The sequence below is a fragment of the Bathymodiolus thermophilus thioautotrophic gill symbiont genome (assembly GCF_003711265.1).
Classification (GTDB): Bacteria; Pseudomonadota; Gammaproteobacteria; order PS1; family Pseudothioglobaceae; genus Thiodubiliella.
The window spans coordinates 2,271,770-2,288,973 of sequence record NZ_CP024634.1 but is presented as its reverse complement, the minus strand read 5'-3'; the positions used below and the strand labels follow the sequence as shown (position 1 = coordinate 2,288,973).

The window sequence follows — 17,204 nt, the reverse complement described above, 5'->3', positions numbered from 1 at the left end:
TCTTAATATGGCACTTAATTGGTCAACTTTTAGACTTTCAAAAAAAACATCTAAATTTTACTGCGCCCAACTAAAATATTTTTCTAGATAAAATATTGTCGCCTAAACCAGTAACTCATCAGTAGGGATCTCTGTCGGTATAATTTGGCTTGCTAAAGAATTTGGGTGTTTTGGAATGTGGTTTTTGAAAATAGGGAGTAGTATGGTGAAGCTTGACAAGAATTTATTGTGATTACTATTAACATTGCTCAACAAAGTTTAAGTTTTAAAGGCAATTCTTATTTAATTAGCAGTGCTAAAAATGGCGTTGGCGAGCAAGAGGGTTCATTTTGCACGCCGATAGGTGCGTTTAAAATTGCGGATAAAATTGGTACTGACTTGCAGGTAGGTGCGGTATTAGTGGGTAGAGTGCCGACGGGTGAAATTTACACGGCTGAATTAGGCAGACAATGTCCTGATAGAGACTGGATATTAACGCGTATTCTCTGGTTAGAAGGGCTTGAATCGCATAATAAAAACACCAAAGCACGCTACATTTATATTCATGGCACACCTGATGAGGAACCGATGGGCGTGGTGGGCTCTAAAGGGTGTATTCGTATGCACAATAAAGATATGGTTGCGCTGTTTGATGTGGTTCAAGTGGGTGAAAAAGTGGTTATAATTAAGCAATGAATAAATTGACGCAATATTTACCCAAAAAAGCCTATGAGCGGTTGCAAGACAATCATGAGGCAGTTTTGATTGATGTGCGGACTGAGGCGGAAAATAGGTTTGTTGGCAGACCTTTAAATTGTCTTTTTGTGCCTTGGGTGGAGACGCCTAATTGTTCGCCATGTCCTGAGGATTTTGTTGCTACTATTCAGCGTTTGGGCTGTCAATTAGACACAGAAATTATTTTAATTTGCCTTAATGGTTATCGTTCTAATGACGCTGGACAATGTTTAATTAAACGAAATTTTAGTAATGTGGCACATATTGTAAGCGGATTTGAAGGTGATCTTGATGAAAACAATCAGCGTGGCAATGTTAGCGGTTGGCGGCATGACGGTATGCCTTGGGATCAATGTTAAACAGCATTAAATTATTTATTCACCCTAGGGTGGTAACCATGTTGTTTTTGGGTTTTTCGGCAGGCATACCTATTTTATTAATATTTTCTACCTTGGGCTTATGGCTCAATGAAGCGGGTGTTATTAAATCAACCATTACTTATTTTTCATGGGCAGCACTGGGTTATTCGTTTAAATTTGTGTGGGCACCTTTGGTTGACCGTTTGCCTTTGCCTTTTTTGACGAAAACATTAGGTCGTCGTCGTGCTTGGATGTTGGTGTCTCAGTTGAGTATTATTGGCGCTATTTTGTTAATGTCATCTATTGACCCGAAAGTTAATATTGACAGCCTAAATGTCATGGCTTATGGGGCGGTATTGTTAGGATTTTCTTCAGCAACGCAAGATATTGTGATTGATGCCTATCGTATCGAATCGGCAGATAGGCAGATGCAGTCGATGTTGTCTGCCACTTATATTGCAGGTTATAGAATTGGTATGTTGGTGGCAGGTGCAGGGGGGTTGTTTATTGCCAGTTATTTGGGCTCTACCAAAGCGTTATATAGTTACGAAGCATGGTCAGGTGCTTATATGGTAATGGCAGCAGTAATGTTGATTGGCGTGGCAACGACATTGATTATTAGCGAGCCACAATCTAAGCACACGGAAGCCCGATATACAACGCAAGATTATGTGCAGTTTTTCTTGTTATTTCTATCCGTAATTGCGACTTTTATTCTAATATTTATTGTTACAGCAGACTTGGTGGATACAGTTAAGCAAGCGTTGAGCGAAGTTTTTAACAACAAGCACCTCGCTGGATTTATTGTAGGCGTTTTGCAGATGGCATTCGCATTGTTGGGTGCTTATATGGTGGCTAAAGGCATGATAATGTTTAATGTTGTTAATCAGGCTATGGTGGATGGTACTTATATCAATCCTATTAAAGATTTCTTTGAGCGTTATGGCATGGGCGTTGCGGTGTTGCTATTGGCAGTGATTGGTTTGTATCGTGTGAGTGATATCGTGCTTGGTGTTATTGCCAATATTTTTTATCAAGATATTGGCTTTACCAAAGTTGAGATTGCAACCATTGCCAAAACTTTTGGCTTGTTAATGACGATTGCTGGTGGCTTCATTGGTGGTGTGATGGCGCTTAGAATGGGGGTGTTTAAGGTGTTATTTTTGGGGGCTTTGTTATCGGCGTTAACCAATTTGTTGTTTATCGTATTAGCAAATGTGGGGCATGATATTACTTGGTTGTATATTACCATTAGTATGGATAACTTATCCGCAGGTCTTGCAGGTGCTGCATTTATTGCCTTTTTATCCAGTTTAACTAATGTAAAATTTACCGCTGTACAGTACGCTGTGTTCTCATCCTTAATGACACTTTTGCCTAAAATATTTGGCGGTTATTCGGGCACATTGGTTGAGCAATTTGGTTACAGTGAATTTTTTGTTATTACCACATTGATTGGTGTGCCAGTCTTGTGGCTTGTTTATAAAATTAAACCTTATATTAAATGAAAAACTTAGGTCCTATTATGATGGATGTGTCAGGTTTGACACTGACTGAAATAGAAAAAACACAATTGATTAAACCAAGCATTGGTGGTGTCATTTTGTTTTCGCGTAATTTTGAATCCATGGAGCAAATTAAATCTTTAATTAAAGATATTCGTCAAATTAATAAAGATTTGCTCATTGCTACCGACCATGAAGGTGGTAGGGTGCAACGCTTTAAACAAGGTTTTACGCATTTACCAGCCATGGCAAAACTGGGTGAATTGTATGATCAGAATCCTCAGCAGGCAATTAAAAAAGCGTTTTCTTGTGGCTTTGTTTTGGCGTATGAATTGTTGGATATTGGCGTGGATTTTTCTTTTGCCCCCGTGCTTGATTTAGACCATGGTAATTCTTGTGTGATTGGCGATAGGGCGTTTCATTCCAGTCCTACTGTGGTGGTTGAATTGGCAGGTTGTTTGATTCAAGGCATGCATCAAGCGGGGATGAAATGTGTCGGTAAACACTTTCCTGGACATGGTTTTGTGGTGGCAGATTCGCACCTAGATTTGCCAATAGACAATCGCTCAATGGACGATTTATTGCCAGATATAGCCCCTTTTAAAAACTTGACCAACCACGGGCTTGATGCGCTTATGCCCGCTCATGTTGTTTATCCTCAAGTGGATGACAAACCCGCAGGATTTTCTGCCAAATGGATTAAAGACATTTTGCAAGGCCAACTTAAGTTCAAAGGCGTGATTTTTAGCGATGATTTATCAATGCAAGGCGCACATTTTATCGAAGATATTGCCGATAGAGTCAGCGCATCGTTAGACAGTGGCTGTGATATGGCGCTTATTTGCAATCATCCGGAACTGGTTGCGCAAGTTATTGACAAAGATTGGGGGGTAAATGCAAAATTACAATTAATGCAAGGTTTTTATGGGTTTAAATCCGATAAAATTAGCCATCAACAACATTTAGCAATCATCCGAGATTTATTATGAGCAATAACAATACACAAGATTTTGAAACCAGACTGCTTGGTGCCGTCAGAAAAACCCTTATTTCTGTCGCAAAAGACACCATGACCAAGCCGGGATTACGCCACCCATTGACACAAGACACGCAAAAAATGATTACCGACTGTTTGGACATTGTTGTCTCCAGACAAGTTGCCATTGAAAAAGAAGCGGGCACACACACCAAGATGAAGCCCGTTTACACCGATGAGCAAACGGTGCAAAGTTTTTCTGTCGATGATTTGAAAAAAACCTTAAACTAACTTCGTGCATTATCATGAGACTTTTATATAAATATGAATAATCTAACATCTACTTTTTGTCAACTTGGCAATTTTTCAAGCCCAATCATAACCTTGCTAAGACAAAGTTTAAAGCGCAACCTTCTAGGCGAGCAACATTTGAATTCGGCTCATCCTTTATATTTACGAAAAAGTTTGCATAGGCAATCACAATGATTTGGCTAGCAGCCATTATCGGCTATGCAATCAATGGACCTTTTGGCGCATTGATTGGTTTTTTAATAGCCTGGGTATTAGGTTTTGCTGTGCGCTCATTTGTCGTTAGAAACAACAATCATGTTACCGATTTGTTCCTTAACTCCTTGTTTGCAATGCTTGCAAAAATCGCAAAAGCAGATGGCATTATTACCAAAGAAGAAATTGATGCCGTTACACAATTTATGAATCATGTCAAACTGAGTAGCGCAGATAAGAAAACCGCTATTAACGCCTTTAGAAGCGCATCAGTAAGCAAACATTCAATCTATGAATACGCCAGCCAATATAGTAAATTAGCCAGCGGAGAAATGCGAGGTGTGGTCTATGCCGTACTTTGGGATGTTGCCTATTCTGACGGTATTTTGCATGAAAAAGAAGACGAAATTTTAAGAAGAATACCTGAATATTTAGGTTTAAACAGTGGCGCTTATCATCAATATAAAGACAGAATTCACAATCAAAATGATTGGAATGAGGACGCCATAGACAAAGCTTATGAAATACTTGGGTGCAGTAAAGACAGTAGCATTAAAGAAATTAAGAAAAGTTATAAGCGCGCCATCGCCAAACATCATCCCGATAAAATACACTCCCAAGGCCTGCCTAAAGAATTTATGGATTATGCCAATGAGCAATCAAAAAGTATCAACAAAGCGTATGACCTTATTAAGAAATATAGGCATGATAGTTGACAAGCGCCTCTTAAGCTTGTCTTAGAGATGTATGGCGTTACCTGGTAATCCTTATTTTTATGTATTTTCATACACAGTGTGGAAACGAAAAATACATTTTGGATTTATTCAGTTCTACGCATTCATTTATTTTTGAAATGGCGTAATTTAATTTATCCTTGGAAGAATTTATGTGCTACAATAAAAGTTCATTATTTTATTAAGCCATAATACATGACAATTAATTATCGCTACTTATTTGCTGCAATCATTGTATTTGTTATAGCCTTTATTATTAAGTCTAATGACACTCCTTCAACACCCGTCCAAAAGCCAAAAATTAATGTCATTACGCACAATAGCAATAAAGCGCCAGTAAAGCCAAGTCCAAGTCCAAACCCAATCAGCCATTTATCTAAGAATATTGATCCACCTCCACCTCCTCCTGAAACTTTATCATTATTTGACAGCGAAAAACAAGCCGAAATGGACGCCAAACACGAGGCTGAGAAAATTGCCAAAGCCCAGCAAGCGTTATTTAATGCATCTACTTCAGAGGTAGATTTTCAGCCGAATACGGATATTAATTACCGTCAAAAATTCAGCCAATCAAAAAAAGTTTTATTTAATGTCAGAGCATTGAATGAAGATTATCAGTTGACCCTAAAGCGCACTAATGCTTATACTGATGGCGGTGATTGGTATTCAGGATATGTTGAAGGTACAGATATAAAAACCCGAGTTAAGGCGTTTGCAGATAAAGTAACCGTCTATATTTACAAACCTGAAGGCAAAATTAAAATTTCAAAGACCTTGAACGAAAGACAAAGATACATGGACAATAGAAACAAATCAAAAGATCAAGATTCCCAATCATCACAGGGAGCAAAAAGTAAAACCAAGTCTATTAAATCTAGTTTTTACGAGACTCAAAATGACTATTATGTGATAAGCGAAAGAAAAGATGATATATACCAAAGAGAGGTTTACCAAAGAGTGGTTTCGCCAAATGGTGTTAACTATGAAAACGATACAATTTCACCTTCAGATCAGGAGAACTACCAATGAATAAAAAAATCTTATTTTTAAGTGTTGGTCTTTTTTGCCTTCCCTTAGTTCATGCTTTAGAATTGCCAGAAACAATACATAACATTGGCAAGGAGGTGGTCAATATATGGTTATGGGAATTAGATCCATCTGTAGATGATCGGGACGATATTGAAAACAACATACTAGAATCAATAGGGAGTATAGGTCAGAGTTCTACCATTATTAAAAACAGCGCACTAGAATCAATACAAAATGTGGGTAACTCTTCTATCATTTCCGTGCATTGGTTAGATTCTAGCTTTAAAAATTATCAGCATTTTGATGATGTTATTCATAAAATTGATAATGCTGATGATCAGTTGTCGCAATTTTATAATTACCTCAAGAAAAACTATGGGCAAAGTCGTAATAATTATCATGTGTTAATGACAGAAAGTAATTGGGGTAGTTGGTTCAGTTCAAAGAGTGGAGAGGCATATTCTAGCTATTATTATAGTATCTCATCTGACAATTATGAGAGTAGTGCAGCCCATATGGTGGGTCTTATGTTGGGTGCCAAGAATAACTCTTCTACATATTGGTTTAGTGCATCAATTATGTATCCAAATCCAGGGTTTTACAGCAGAGAGAATAAATTTTGGGATAACGATAATAAAAACAGGGTTTGGGCAACTCTTTCAAGCATACTAACTTCTGCTGTTGAAATTTCCCTTGATGCTTTGTATTCTGGCAATACTAGCAGTGCACCAAAATACATTGGGTTACATAGGGGGGTCGCGAGAAGAGCCTCTATTTACAAACTTTCTATACCCCAAGGCCAAGATCGCCTATATAGTATAGAGATAGAGAGTGCAAATTTTGATACTTACTTATATGTTTACGATAAAGCTGGGAATGTGCTTGCTTCAAATGATGACAGTAATAAGTTGATGAGTAAAATATTATATACTCCCCCTACCTCTCCTAGTGAAATCTATATTGTTGTTAGTGGTTTTTCAGAATCCAATGGTGAATTTTCCCTTAGAGTGAAAAAAGAACAAAGAGGAGTGATTAGATAGAGCCTTTGTGCAATAAAAAAAAGATATGTTAACAGTTAGAATAAGAATATTTGCATAAAACAAGATCTCTGCATAAATATAAATAATCATCAAGAATCCACTTTTCACCCACTTGGTAATTTTTTAAACCCAGCCTTAGCCCTGCTAGGGCAGGTTTAAGAAAATTACCAAGTGGGCAAAAATTGAATTTTGCTAATCATCCATATTTATGCAAAGGTCTCAAAAAATATGGACGATGAGAATTGCCAGTTAATTTTAAAGTACACTAATTCTTACTGATGACAATACTTGGGATGAGGGTGGGTGCCAGATTGCCTAATTTATTTTTGGAAATGGTATTACATTCAGTTGACCCGTTGGCAGTTAGACAGAAACGAACTGTTAAATTTTTTGATCACCAGAAGTAGTGATAAATTTCCTTGATTGCAATAAAAATTACGACAATTATAAAAATAGGTTTAATAATTTTAGCGCCTTTTTTTATAACCAAATGCGAGCCAATAAAAGCCCCTAAAATTTGACCTAACCCCATTATTACCCCAATCAGTATACTGACTTTACCCAAAAACAAAAAAATCAATAAAGAAATTAAATTACCAATAAAATTTAAAGGTTTGGCATTTATAGTGGCTTGCGACACTGTTGATCCAAGTAATACAACAAATGCCAATATCCAAATTGAGCCAGCACCTGGACCGAAAAAGCCATTATAAAAGCCAATTGTTAGACCCGATAATATTAAAAAACTTTTTGTGCTTAATAATTTACGAGACTCAACATCAATTAATATTTTATGTGAAAGTAAACTATAAATCGCTATTAAAAGTAACAACACAGGCAGGGCAAATGCCAAAGTTTTTTCATTGATTGAATAGGCTAACATCGTTCCAGTCGCCGCTCCTATAGCCGTAAAAACAACGCCATTTAATAAGAATTTAAAATTTAAAACTTTTTTACGAATAAAAAACATAATAGCCGACAACTCTCCAATAGTTGCTTGAAGCCTATTTGTGCCAAGTGCTGTGGCTGGCGGTATATTAAACAACAACAACATTGGCAGAGTTATCAGTCCACCACCACCTGCAATTGTATCAACGATACCTGCTATTATTGCAACAAAAAAGAGCGTTGCTATAGCAAAATAACCCATTTCATTTAATATTTCAATCATGTAAGTTCCAATATAATTTCCTTTATTTCTGCTTCGCAGTCACAAGTTGTAGAGGCTTTGTTTGATATTTTTATCAGTCTAAGGTTGTTGCCTCTATCAAGCATATTTTTTTACAATAACTTTTTAATGCAAATATATGATTTTAATTTAATTTCTTGAGGGGTTGCTTAAACTCCCTCAAAGTATTTTTTATCTTCTCATATATTGACTTTTTGTTTCAAAAATAAAAACATCTTGTATTCTCGTTCTCACGCTGCGCGTGGCAATGTATATCTAGGTTTTTAGGGTAAGGATATAGCAAAAAGTTTGGGGGAAAGTGTCTTTGAATAAAGATAAAATGCTATTAGTTGGCAGTGTATGTATTAAGAAATTAAGCGATACTAATCCCTTTGATTTTGGCTCTTTTTCAGTTGACTCGTTAGCGGTCTTGGCTAAAATGATTTTTTAGGGTATAAAATTTTTGCACTTACTCCTTCTTTGTATTCCCAAAACTCAACAGTCTTTGGTACTAAATGCTCGTATGTTCGCAAGTAATATTGTGCTAATGTTTCCTCTCGTTTTTCATTGTAATCATATAAAACAAACATAATTTTTTTAAAATTATCTGGTAATATGGCAAAATAATACATTGCCTCATTCCACACAGTCATTTTTGCACTAGGCACATTTCCACCAGATGTCCATTTGTGAGATTTGCATTCAACAATTATTTTTTGCTCTTTGCACCCTAGATCGAATGCATGAAATTTTTTGGGAGTCTCTTCTATACCAACCTTTATTTTTATATTTTTTTTAAGAATTAAATCTTGAGACTTAAAAAATTGTAACGCTGCATTCTCAAAATCTCTACCAACTTGTGCATTAGATTTTGCGCCTATTCTCTGAAAAGAATTACTCATTATGACACTCTAATGCTTAAATTCACCTGACACGAGCGATCCAAAAAATGATTTATTAACTTTGTTATTTGCTTTTCCATTCGTCTACTTCTTTATGTGATTTTAAAATTTGTTTTTCAGTCATCCTATTTTCTAACATGGCACGGTGACCTGGAGGGTCTTGTAATACCCAATTGCATAATGGCTCTTCAGAACATTTTTTTGCGAATTTTTGGGAAAGAAGTATCCATTTGAGCCCTTCAACATTATCATCTAAATATTGATTGGAATATAAAGTTCCAAGGTTGTATTGGGATTGCATATACCCCTTTTCTGCTGCTAATAAATAATACCCTTGTGCCTTTGTATATTCTTTATTTTCTCCATTTTCTCCGTACTCATAGACAAGGGCGAGATTATGACAGCCAGCATTGTTTTTTAATTCACATGAGCGTTTTAACCATTTTGTCGCACTTCCATATTAGGAGATAGATACTTCGCTTTCAGATATCATTCGAGCCAATTTTAGGGCGGCGTCACTGTCTCCTAGTTTTGCACCTTGCATATAAAGATTGGCTGCTTGAACCGGATGCCCTCCACGATATGCGGCATCTCCAGGAGTTGCGCTACAACTAATGACAAATATGGATATTATTAAAATTATTATTGTTTGATTTAATCTCATTTTTTTTCTCTTGCTGTGAAAGTTAATTGTTATAAGTGCTATATTAAAAATAAATCCTGTCAAAAAATAATTAAACCTTTTTTGCTTAAGACAAGGTTAAAAAACTAAGTTGAATACTGTTTACAGTTAATTTTAGTAAAGTATGATAACAGAAAACAGGTTAGTTATTTAGAGACCTTTGCATAAATATGGATGATTAGCAAAATTCAATTTTTGCCCACTTGGTAATTTTATTAGACCTTGTCCTAGCAGAGCTAAGGCTGGGTTTAAAAAATTACCAAGTGGGTGAAAAGTGGATTCTTGATAATTATTTATATTTATGCAAAGGTCTCATTTAATAAATGTGTGAAATATTAGGGTTAAGCATCATTTTCGTTTCTACGCACGAGGCATGACTTCTTGGGGTATTAAGCAAATGCTAACTTGGTGCAATAATTAAAACAACCTTCGTAAGTATTTGTTAGGTCATAGACTGCCACTAACAACGGCTAACATTAATTTTTTCTTTAATTTTTTTACTTCTTGTTCGTTGGCACAAGACGAGGACATTTTTCCAATTTTTACCTCCTTTCCAGTTTCTAAGCGTTTTTTATATGCTTGGAATTTAAGACCAGTCCTAGTCTTTATTGTCTCAAACCTAAATACTTGCTTGTCATAATAACCCAAGTAAGAGCCAGTAGAATCAGTTGACCAGTAGCCATATATGGCAATTTGTTCTAATGCTCGGCGCATTTCTAAAGAAGATTGATAGCGACTATTTGGATCTGCTTTGATGGCTTTGGAAATTATTCGTTTCAAACTTGGAGGCACAAATAATTGATAGTTACTTGCTTTTGGTATTTTTTCTTGTGCTTTTAATTGTTCGAACTTGTCTTGACCATGAGCGAGGAGGAGTTCTTGTATTAAGCCTATGCCATTTACCAATCTAAATAGAGTAAGGCCTACTTGATATATATCAGTTTGGACAGAAATATTGTTATGCACGCCTGTCTCAGGGGCTCTGTGAAGAATATAGGCATTTGGTGCCTGAGCTGGCTGTAGATTAGGTGCCAAACAAGAAATACCATAATCTGTAAGAATGCCCTCGCCACGAGGGCCAACAAGGATGTTAGAGGGTTTGATATCATTATGATAAAGACCTTTCTCATGTAAATATTCCAACCCTCGGAGAATGTCAATCATGATTTTTATCGACTGAATAATTGATAAAAAATTAGACGGATTGAGCATTCCAACTGTTGATCCATGTGGGTGAAAATCCATAGCAATAATCACCACATTAACCCCCAATATACCCACCACATCAGCATAATGCACATGAACAACATTCTGATGCTCAAGCAAGTGGCCAATCTGCGCCTCTTTTAAATTTTCTGCTACAGGCACCATGCTTTCATCAAGAATTTTAACCGCCACTTCTTTTGATATAGTTACATCATCAGCAAGCCAAACTTCCCCGAAGTTACCACCTCCAATTTTTCGAATTAATTGATACTTATAAAGGCTGTCCCCAGGGTTAAGCGTTATATTTAATGCCATCAGAGATGACGCCCTGACCATGCAGCCACTATGGCATCAGCAATTTGTTCATTCCAGTATTTTTCTGTTCGACCAATACGCGCTTCTGCATGCTCTTTAACCTGCTTGCGTTTAGTGCTAAGTTGATTATATACTTTAGTTTGAATTGGAATATTGGCTTCTTTGGCTGCCAAAATAACCACTGCATCAAAGTAAGCAGCTAGGCGGCTAGATTTTGTATCGCTTCTCCCATACTCGCCAATTTTTAAGAGAATTTTTTTTACATCCTGATTTTGCCTTATGATTCTGTCGATTTCATCTTTTTGCCAAGAAAGCTTTTCGCTAAAATCATCCATACCAGCAGGAACTTTGATTAAACTTTCACTGTTGCCATTAACAAGACTACAATTATTATCATCGTCAACTTTAATGAGCGCATAACGCAACTGAGTTGGTGCCGTCCTAATTCCCAATAACTTCAAACTTACCCCTTGAATTAAGGCGCTGTAAGTGTTTGACTGTGGAAATGAAAAAACAACCCTTCGTATTTATCATTAATCGCATCATATAAAATTAAAGCACCGTCTTGGCAAGAAGGCAATGATGAGTGTGGATAGCCTTGATTCATGTGTATGTCATGTATTCCACCAGGGAAACGAGAACCGTAAGCAGTTACCCTAGAACCGTTGTCGGCATCAATGTAGGGTTTGAGTATGTCCAGAAGGGTGTTACCCAATTCTTCCTCGGGTGTTTGAATAAAATGTGCTTCCTTAATAAATTCTTCTTTAATGTAATCTAAAGAATTTTCTTGATTTGCGGGTTGTAGATAATAAGCACCATTCTTTAGTGTTGATAAATTTTTGAGAAAATCAGCCTTTAAATCTTTAATGTGAGCAAAGAAAACATCAGAATCATCGTAATCTCTCACATTAACTGCCACTCTAAAGGGCTCTTCAGTATCATTCTTAATATAAAGATATAAATGTGGATGCGCACCTTTTTCAAAGTCTTTTAGAAGTATTCCAGAGATTAATCCATAATGAGTGTGACATTGTGACATAATTTAAAATTTAATTCATAAAGGAATTTATATTCTACCTTAATCCAAAAAAATAGTGAAATAAATTTTAAATTAGTATAAGTGCCAATCAGCCATGCTGTGCCAACAGTTTTGACTTTGATTTACATCCTAATTCTCGCCTTCAAAGTTCAGTGCGACATCAAAGACGAATTTAGTGTATTTAATTGTTTTGTTGATAGATAATATTAGGGTTAGCGTGTAATTAAATGAAAGCAGACTGTTATTATCTCTTTGTAAGTCAAAGTATCCACCTCCATTTTTTGTATTTTTTCTTCTCTATTACTTATTGACACCCATATTTTCTATCATGGATTTAATCTTTGTTGCCTTTTCAAAATGATTAAGTTTGTGAGTCATAATCCACCATTCAGCAACCTCCATTAACGACTGAGGATTGTCATTTTTATTTGAAAAAAACGCATAGAATGATAATCCAACATCCACACCCTTTGTTTCAATTTTACTATTGCAAATCCTAATGATTTTTTGTTTCAATAATTCTTTCATATCTTCCAATAATGTGAAAATAACAACTTTTTCGAACCGTTAGTTATTGTTATAAGAGTATATCTACCCATATTTCTATCAAGAAAAGGTTGTTTTCTCAGCGTAGGAGTGAGATACAATTTCTTAATACATTATTAAACAAACTCTAACTTGGCATAAGCACTAATCAGCCATTTTGTGCCGGCGGTTTTGAATTTGACTTGTACTCTGGCGCTGTCGCCATCGCCTTCAAAATTTAGGATGGTGCCGAAGCCGAATTTGGTGTGTTTAACTGTTTTGCCGATGGACAGTTGTCCGTTTGCACTTGGTGTAATTTGTGTGATTTCTTGGTTGAAGGAATCGTCTGCTTGGTAGTTTTGGGGTGTTGCGCCGTATTTTTGTTTAATTTGGTTGAGGTGTTTGCTTGGGATTTCTGAGAGGAAACGGGAGGGGTAGGCGTAGATGGATTGTCCGTGTAAAAAGCGTTTAATGGCAAATGAAAGGGACAGTTTTTTCATGGCACGGGTCATACCGACATAGCATAAACGCCTTTCTTCGTCTATTAAATGAGGTTCGTCTTTGGACTGTCTGGAGGGGAATAAATCTTCTTCCATGCCTGTTAAAAACACATAAGGAAATTCTAAGCCTTTGGCGGAGTGGATGGTCATTAGTTGCACATTTTGTGCGGGGGGTGAATTGGCGTCGCCACTGGAATCAAGTGATGCTAAAGAGAGGAAACCTAAGGTTTCGCTCATGTCGCTGTCTTCTTCGTGATGGTATTGTTCGGCGGCGGCGATCAGTTCTTCTAAGTTGGCGGTTTTGCTACCAGCTTTATCGGTTTTGTCGCTGGAATAGTGTGCGATCAGTCCGGATGCCGTAATGAGGTGGGCAACTTTTTCAGACAAATTTAAGTGCTGAGTGTCGTCTTGCATTTTTTCAATTAACTGAGTGAATCCAATTAAGGCATTGGCGGCACGAGTGGGCAAAGTTGGTGCGATACTGATTGCTGCTTGGAATAAATTGGTTTGATTTTCTCGTGCAAATGCTCGTATTTTTTCAACGGTAGCGGCGCCAATGCCACGGGTTGGAAAATTCACGACGCGTTCAAAGGCGACACTGTCGGCGGTGGTTTCCATGAGGCGCAAATAGCCTAGGGCATCTTTGATTTCAGCGCGTTCAAAAAAGCGTAAACCACCATAAATAATATAAGGAATGTTATATTTAATCAAGCGTTCTTCAAATCCTCTGGATTGTGCATTTGAGCGATAAAGAATGGCGCATTCGCTGGCTGATACGCCATTGTCAAGGTGTTTTTGAATGGCGCTGACGACAAAATCTGCTTCGTCAATTTCTGTGCGTGCTTCATATAAATCAATCAAATCACCTTCGCCAGCATCGGTCCATAGGGATTTGCCCATACGATTTGAATTGTGCGTAATGAGTGCGTTTGAGGCGTTTAGAATATTACCCGTTGAGCGATAATTTTGCTCTAGACGAATGGTTTGAAGTGGGGCAAAATCTTGTGTAAGTTTGGTGATATTTTCAATTTTTGCACCACGCCAACCATAAATAGACTGGTCGTCATCGCCAACACAAAACACCTTATTATCGCCATTAAACAATAACTTAATCCATTTGTATTGCACGGTGTTTGTGTCTTGAAATTCATCTACTAAAATATGTGCAAAGCGGGTTTGATAGTGTGTGAGTAGCACTGGGTTATTTTTTAGCAATTCGTAACTACGCACTAGCAATTCGGCAAAATCAATCAAATCATTGGCATGACAATGTGCTTCGTAGAGTTTAAATATTTCAAGACTTTTTTTGACAAAGAAATTATGTCCCGCCTCAATATCGTTGGGGCGAATGCCTTCGTCTTTTTGCTGATTGATAAACCATTGGACTTTTCTAACTGGAAACTTACTTTCATCCATCTGGTTTTCTTTCATCAAGCGCTTCACAATACGATATTGATCTTGTTGGTCAAGAATTTGAAATTGAGGGCTCAGATTGGCTTCAGTAGGGTGGGTGCGCAATAGGCGATGTGCCAAACCGTGAAAAGTACCAACCCACATACTTCTAATAGGTCGCCTGAGTAGCACATTAAGGCGTTCGCGCATCTCATTGGCTGCTTTATTGGTGAAAGTAACTGCCAAGATGGCATCAATGTGAAGGTTTTTTTGTGTGACCAAATAGGCGATACGATGGGTTAGCACTCGGGTTTTTCCAGAGCCTGCGCCTGCTAATATTAAAGCACTTTGTGTGTCATTCAGCGTAACTGATTGAGATTGTTCGCTATTTAGTCCGTCAATTATTTCAGATAAATTCATATTTTTTCTTGTGTATTTGTTTTAAATGGTTATAATATTGCCTTTCTCTTACATCTTATCCCAACATTTTAAGTTTGATTAAGAAGTGGGAAATTATAAACATTATTTATCAAGGAGTAGCAGTAATGACATATTATGAAGGCGTTAAAAAAATGGAAGAAATGGGCGTAAACGACAACTATATTCAAGGTTGGGTCGCTGGTTTTTTAAACAATCCTGAGATTGAAGAGCAAAGAATTACTGACGAGTGGGAGTCTGGCTTTGAAGATGGTAAAGAGCATACAGATTCAAACTTTGGAAGTTTTTGCTAATCTTGCAGACTAACAAATTTTAAAAAAAAGCCCCGTTCACGGGGCTTTTTTGTGGGGTATTACTTAATGAGCCATTGGCAACAAAATACTAGAAACACACTTAAGGGTGCAGATAAATGTAACGCTTTTTTTCACAGCGAGCAATTTACAGAGCAAAATTTTCCCATTAAAATCCCTTTAGAATTTGCCAATCTTATTGATAAACGCAATCCAAACGACCCACTGCTAAAACAAGTTTTACCGCAGATAAAAATTGAACAACAGGGTTTTTCAGTCGAACCATTAGAAGATGAGAAGAATTCTCCTGTGGCAGGACTTATTCATAAATACCCCAATCGAGTGTTATTAATTGCCTCTCGGGTTTGTGCCATTCATTGTCAATATTGCTTTAGACAAAATTTTAATTACAGCGAGCATGACGCCATCAGCAACTGGCAAGCGATTGAAGATTATATTCGCACCCATCCGCAAATAAATGAAGTGATATTAAGTGGCGGCGACCCGTTGAGTTTAAGTGATGAAAAATTACAGGTTTTAATTAACAATATTGAGCGCATTCCGCACATTAAAAATCTTCGATTTCATACACGCAGTGCCGTGGTAACGCCGAGTAGAATAACCGTCGAATTGGTAAAAATGTTAGACAAAACTAGATTGAGCGTTGTGCTGGTTACTCATGTGAATCACGCCAATGAATTGTCAAATAAATTCGCTAAAGCGATACAGCAATTAACCCGAGTAACTTTGCTCAATCAATCGGTTTTACTCAAGGATGTGAATGATTCTGTATCGGTTTTAAGTACACTTTCTACCGATTTATTTGCCTTGGGAATTTTGCCTTATTATTTACATTTGTTGGATAAAGTGAGCGGTGCAGAGCATTTTTTAGTTGATGATGCAACTGCCACTAAATTACACAGAGAATTAGGCAAAAAACTCAGTGGCTACTTAGTGCCTAGATTGGTAAGAGATGAAAATTTAGCAGCCAAAACTTGGCTTTAGCGAATGGCTTCTTCTAAAGTTTTCATGCTAACTTCACCCATATAATGATTAATCAATGTGCCATCGGGGGTGTAAATATAGGTGGTTGGCATACCCACTACTTTGCCAAATTTTTCAAATTCAGCACGATTTTTGTTATTAGATAGAATAATAGGATAACTCACCATAAAACTCTCGGTAAACTCGGTAATTTTCTCAATACTGGCTTGCTCGTAATCCATTCCTAAGATTTCCACTGTGTCTGAATGCTTGTCATAAAAATCAACAAAAGCAGGGATTTCTCTCAAGCAAGGTGGGCACCAAGTTGCCCAAAAATTAACCACCAAGTATTTGCCTTTAACGGTGTCATTGTTGTGTACTTTGCCATTCATATCCACCACTGAAAATTTAGGTAGTTGAATTTTTTTTGGGGCATCGTCTTTAGAGAAAAGTTCCCCCAGTGTCATTGCATGAACGACGCTTAAGGGAAGAATGATAGCGAGTATAATAAAGATTTTTTTCATATATGAGGTTTTAAAATGAGTGCAATAATTTATCATAATCCCAGATGCACAAAATCTAGGTTGACCTTAGGTATTTTAGAAGAAAAAGGCATTGATTTTCAGATAATTAAATATTTAGACGATACCCCCTCTGCTGAGGAACTAAAAACATTGCTTGGACAATTAAAATTAGATGCCAGATCACTAATGCGTACCCATGAGGCACCTTATAAGGCTAATAATTTAGAAGACGAATCACTCAGCGAAGCTGATTTAATCCAAGCCATGGTTGATTATCCAATTCTAATTGAGCGTCCCATTGTGAAAACCGATAAAGGCACGGTAATTGGACGACCGCCTGAGAATGTATTGGCGATTATTTAAATCTTGAGAGAACTT

21 protein-coding genes are annotated in these 17,204 nt (G+C 37.0%); 11 read left to right on the top strand and 10 right to left on the bottom strand.

Annotation, left to right across the window (positions count from 1 at the left end; genetic code table 11):
* The first annotated feature begins 228 nt into the window (after positions 1-228).
* The 8 genes from MS2017_RS08065 (at position 229) to MS2017_RS08030 (ending at position 6,861) form a co-directional block, all read left to right on the top strand.
* Positions 229-675, top strand: a complete 447-nt coding sequence (locus MS2017_RS08065) for a L,D-transpeptidase (RefSeq protein ID WP_237731953.1) — start codon at positions 229-231, stop codon at positions 673-675.
* Complete coding sequence (locus MS2017_RS08060) at positions 672-1,073, top strand: rhodanese-like domain-containing protein (RefSeq protein ID WP_122951863.1); 402 nt, start codon at positions 672-674, stop codon at positions 1,071-1,073. Before MS2017_RS08065 ends, MS2017_RS08060 begins: the two co-directional genes overlap by 4 nt.
* Complete coding sequence (locus tag MS2017_RS08055; protein ID WP_180334622.1) at positions 1,067-2,581, top strand: AmpG family muropeptide MFS transporter; 1,515 nt, start codon at positions 1,067-1,069, stop codon at positions 2,579-2,581. The genes MS2017_RS08060 and MS2017_RS08055 overlap by 7 nt, the downstream gene beginning before the upstream one ends.
* Entirely contained in the window at positions 2,578-3,567 is a 990-nt protein-coding gene (gene nagZ, locus MS2017_RS08050; RefSeq protein ID WP_098008889.1) for a beta-N-acetylhexosaminidase, read from the top strand. The genes MS2017_RS08055 and nagZ overlap by 4 nt, the downstream gene beginning before the upstream one ends.
* Positions 3,564-3,845, top strand: a complete 282-nt coding sequence (locus MS2017_RS08045) for a hypothetical protein (RefSeq protein WP_071564885.1) — start codon at positions 3,564-3,566, stop codon at positions 3,843-3,845. The genes nagZ and MS2017_RS08045 overlap by 4 nt, the downstream gene beginning before the upstream one ends.
* Before the next feature lie 191 nt (positions 3,846-4,036).
* A complete protein-coding gene (gene djlA, locus MS2017_RS08040; protein WP_071564884.1) occupies positions 4,037-4,774 on the top strand; it encodes a co-chaperone DjlA in 738 nt (245 codons plus the stop codon).
* Between the two features lie 213 nt (positions 4,775-4,987).
* Positions 4,988-5,821, top strand: coding sequence for a hypothetical protein (locus MS2017_RS08035; protein ID WP_122951862.1), 834 nt, complete (start codon positions 4,988-4,990; stop codon positions 5,819-5,821).
* Positions 5,818-6,861, top strand: coding sequence for a hypothetical protein (locus tag MS2017_RS08030; protein WP_071564882.1), 1,044 nt, complete (start codon positions 5,818-5,820; stop codon positions 6,859-6,861). Before MS2017_RS08035 ends, MS2017_RS08030 begins: the two co-directional genes overlap by 4 nt.
* A 394-nt stretch (positions 6,862-7,255) precedes the next feature.
* On the opposite strand, the gene MS2017_RS08025 is transcribed toward MS2017_RS08030, so the two are convergent.
* The 9 genes from MS2017_RS08025 to uvrD form a co-directional block, all read right to left on the bottom strand.
* Entirely contained in the window at positions 7,256-8,032 is a 777-nt protein-coding gene (locus MS2017_RS08025; RefSeq protein ID WP_122951861.1) for a TSUP family transporter, read from the bottom strand.
* A 431-nt stretch (positions 8,033-8,463) separates the two neighbouring features.
* A complete protein-coding gene (locus tag MS2017_RS08020) occupies positions 8,464-8,931 on the bottom strand; it encodes a hypothetical protein (protein ID WP_122951860.1) in 468 nt (155 codons plus the stop codon).
* A gap of 64 nt (positions 8,932-8,995) precedes the next feature.
* Positions 8,996-9,232 (bottom strand): hypothetical protein, encoded by a 237-nt coding sequence (locus MS2017_RS08015; protein WP_122951859.1) that lies wholly within the window; start codon positions 9,230-9,232, stop codon positions 8,996-8,998.
* Between the two features lie 159 nt (positions 9,233-9,391).
* Entirely contained in the window at positions 9,392-9,595 is a 204-nt protein-coding gene (locus tag MS2017_RS08010; protein WP_122951858.1) for a hypothetical protein, read from the bottom strand.
* Positions 9,596-10,060: 465 nt separating this feature from the next.
* Positions 10,061-11,134 carry a serine/threonine-protein kinase gene (locus MS2017_RS08005; protein ID WP_071564489.1) on the bottom strand — a complete coding sequence of 358 codons (1,074 nt, stop codon included), beginning with the start codon at positions 11,132-11,134 and terminating at the stop codon, positions 10,061-10,063.
* Positions 11,134-11,595, bottom strand: a complete 462-nt coding sequence (locus MS2017_RS08000; RefSeq protein ID WP_122951857.1) for a hypothetical protein — start codon at positions 11,593-11,595, stop codon at positions 11,134-11,136. Before MS2017_RS08000 ends, MS2017_RS08005 begins: the two co-directional genes overlap by 1 nt.
* A gap of 14 nt (positions 11,596-11,609) precedes the next feature.
* Positions 11,610-12,173 carry a DUF2278 family protein gene (locus tag MS2017_RS07995; protein WP_122951856.1) on the bottom strand — a complete coding sequence of 188 codons (564 nt, stop codon included), beginning with the start codon at positions 12,171-12,173 and terminating at the stop codon, positions 11,610-11,612.
* Positions 12,174-12,473: 300 nt separating this feature from the next.
* Positions 12,474-12,701, bottom strand: a complete 228-nt coding sequence (locus tag MS2017_RS07990; protein ID WP_122951855.1) for a DUF6500 family protein — start codon at positions 12,699-12,701, stop codon at positions 12,474-12,476.
* Between the two features lie 134 nt (positions 12,702-12,835).
* Positions 12,836-15,010 (bottom strand): DNA helicase II, encoded by a 2,175-nt coding sequence (uvrD, locus tag MS2017_RS07985; RefSeq protein WP_122951854.1) that lies wholly within the window; start codon positions 15,008-15,010, stop codon positions 12,836-12,838.
* 125 nt (positions 15,011-15,135) lie between these two features.
* Here uvrD and MS2017_RS07980 point away from each other — a divergent pair, with 125 nt between their 5' ends.
* Together MS2017_RS07980 and epmB are read left to right on the top strand one after the other, a co-directional pair.
* Entirely contained in the window at positions 15,136-15,321 is a 186-nt protein-coding gene (locus MS2017_RS07980) for an Alvin_2107 family globule sulfur oxidation protein (protein WP_071564484.1), read from the top strand.
* 66 nt (positions 15,322-15,387) lie between these two features.
* Positions 15,388-16,323 (top strand): EF-P beta-lysylation protein EpmB, encoded by a 936-nt coding sequence (epmB, locus tag MS2017_RS07975; RefSeq protein ID WP_122951853.1) that lies wholly within the window; start codon positions 15,388-15,390, stop codon positions 16,321-16,323.
* Here the strand turns inward: epmB and MS2017_RS07970 are convergent.
* Positions 16,320-16,826, bottom strand: a complete 507-nt coding sequence (locus tag MS2017_RS07970) for a TlpA family protein disulfide reductase (protein WP_122952242.1) — start codon at positions 16,824-16,826, stop codon at positions 16,320-16,322. The two genes, epmB and MS2017_RS07970, sit on opposite strands and share 4 nt — an antisense overlap.
* A gap of 15 nt (positions 16,827-16,841) precedes the next feature.
* Between MS2017_RS07970 and arsC the strand changes: the two genes are divergently transcribed.
* Positions 16,842-17,189 carry an arsenate reductase (glutaredoxin) gene (arsC, locus tag MS2017_RS07965; protein WP_071564482.1) on the top strand — a complete coding sequence of 116 codons (348 nt, stop codon included), beginning with the start codon at positions 16,842-16,844 and terminating at the stop codon, positions 17,187-17,189.
* Positions 17,190-17,204: the final 15 nt, after the last annotated feature.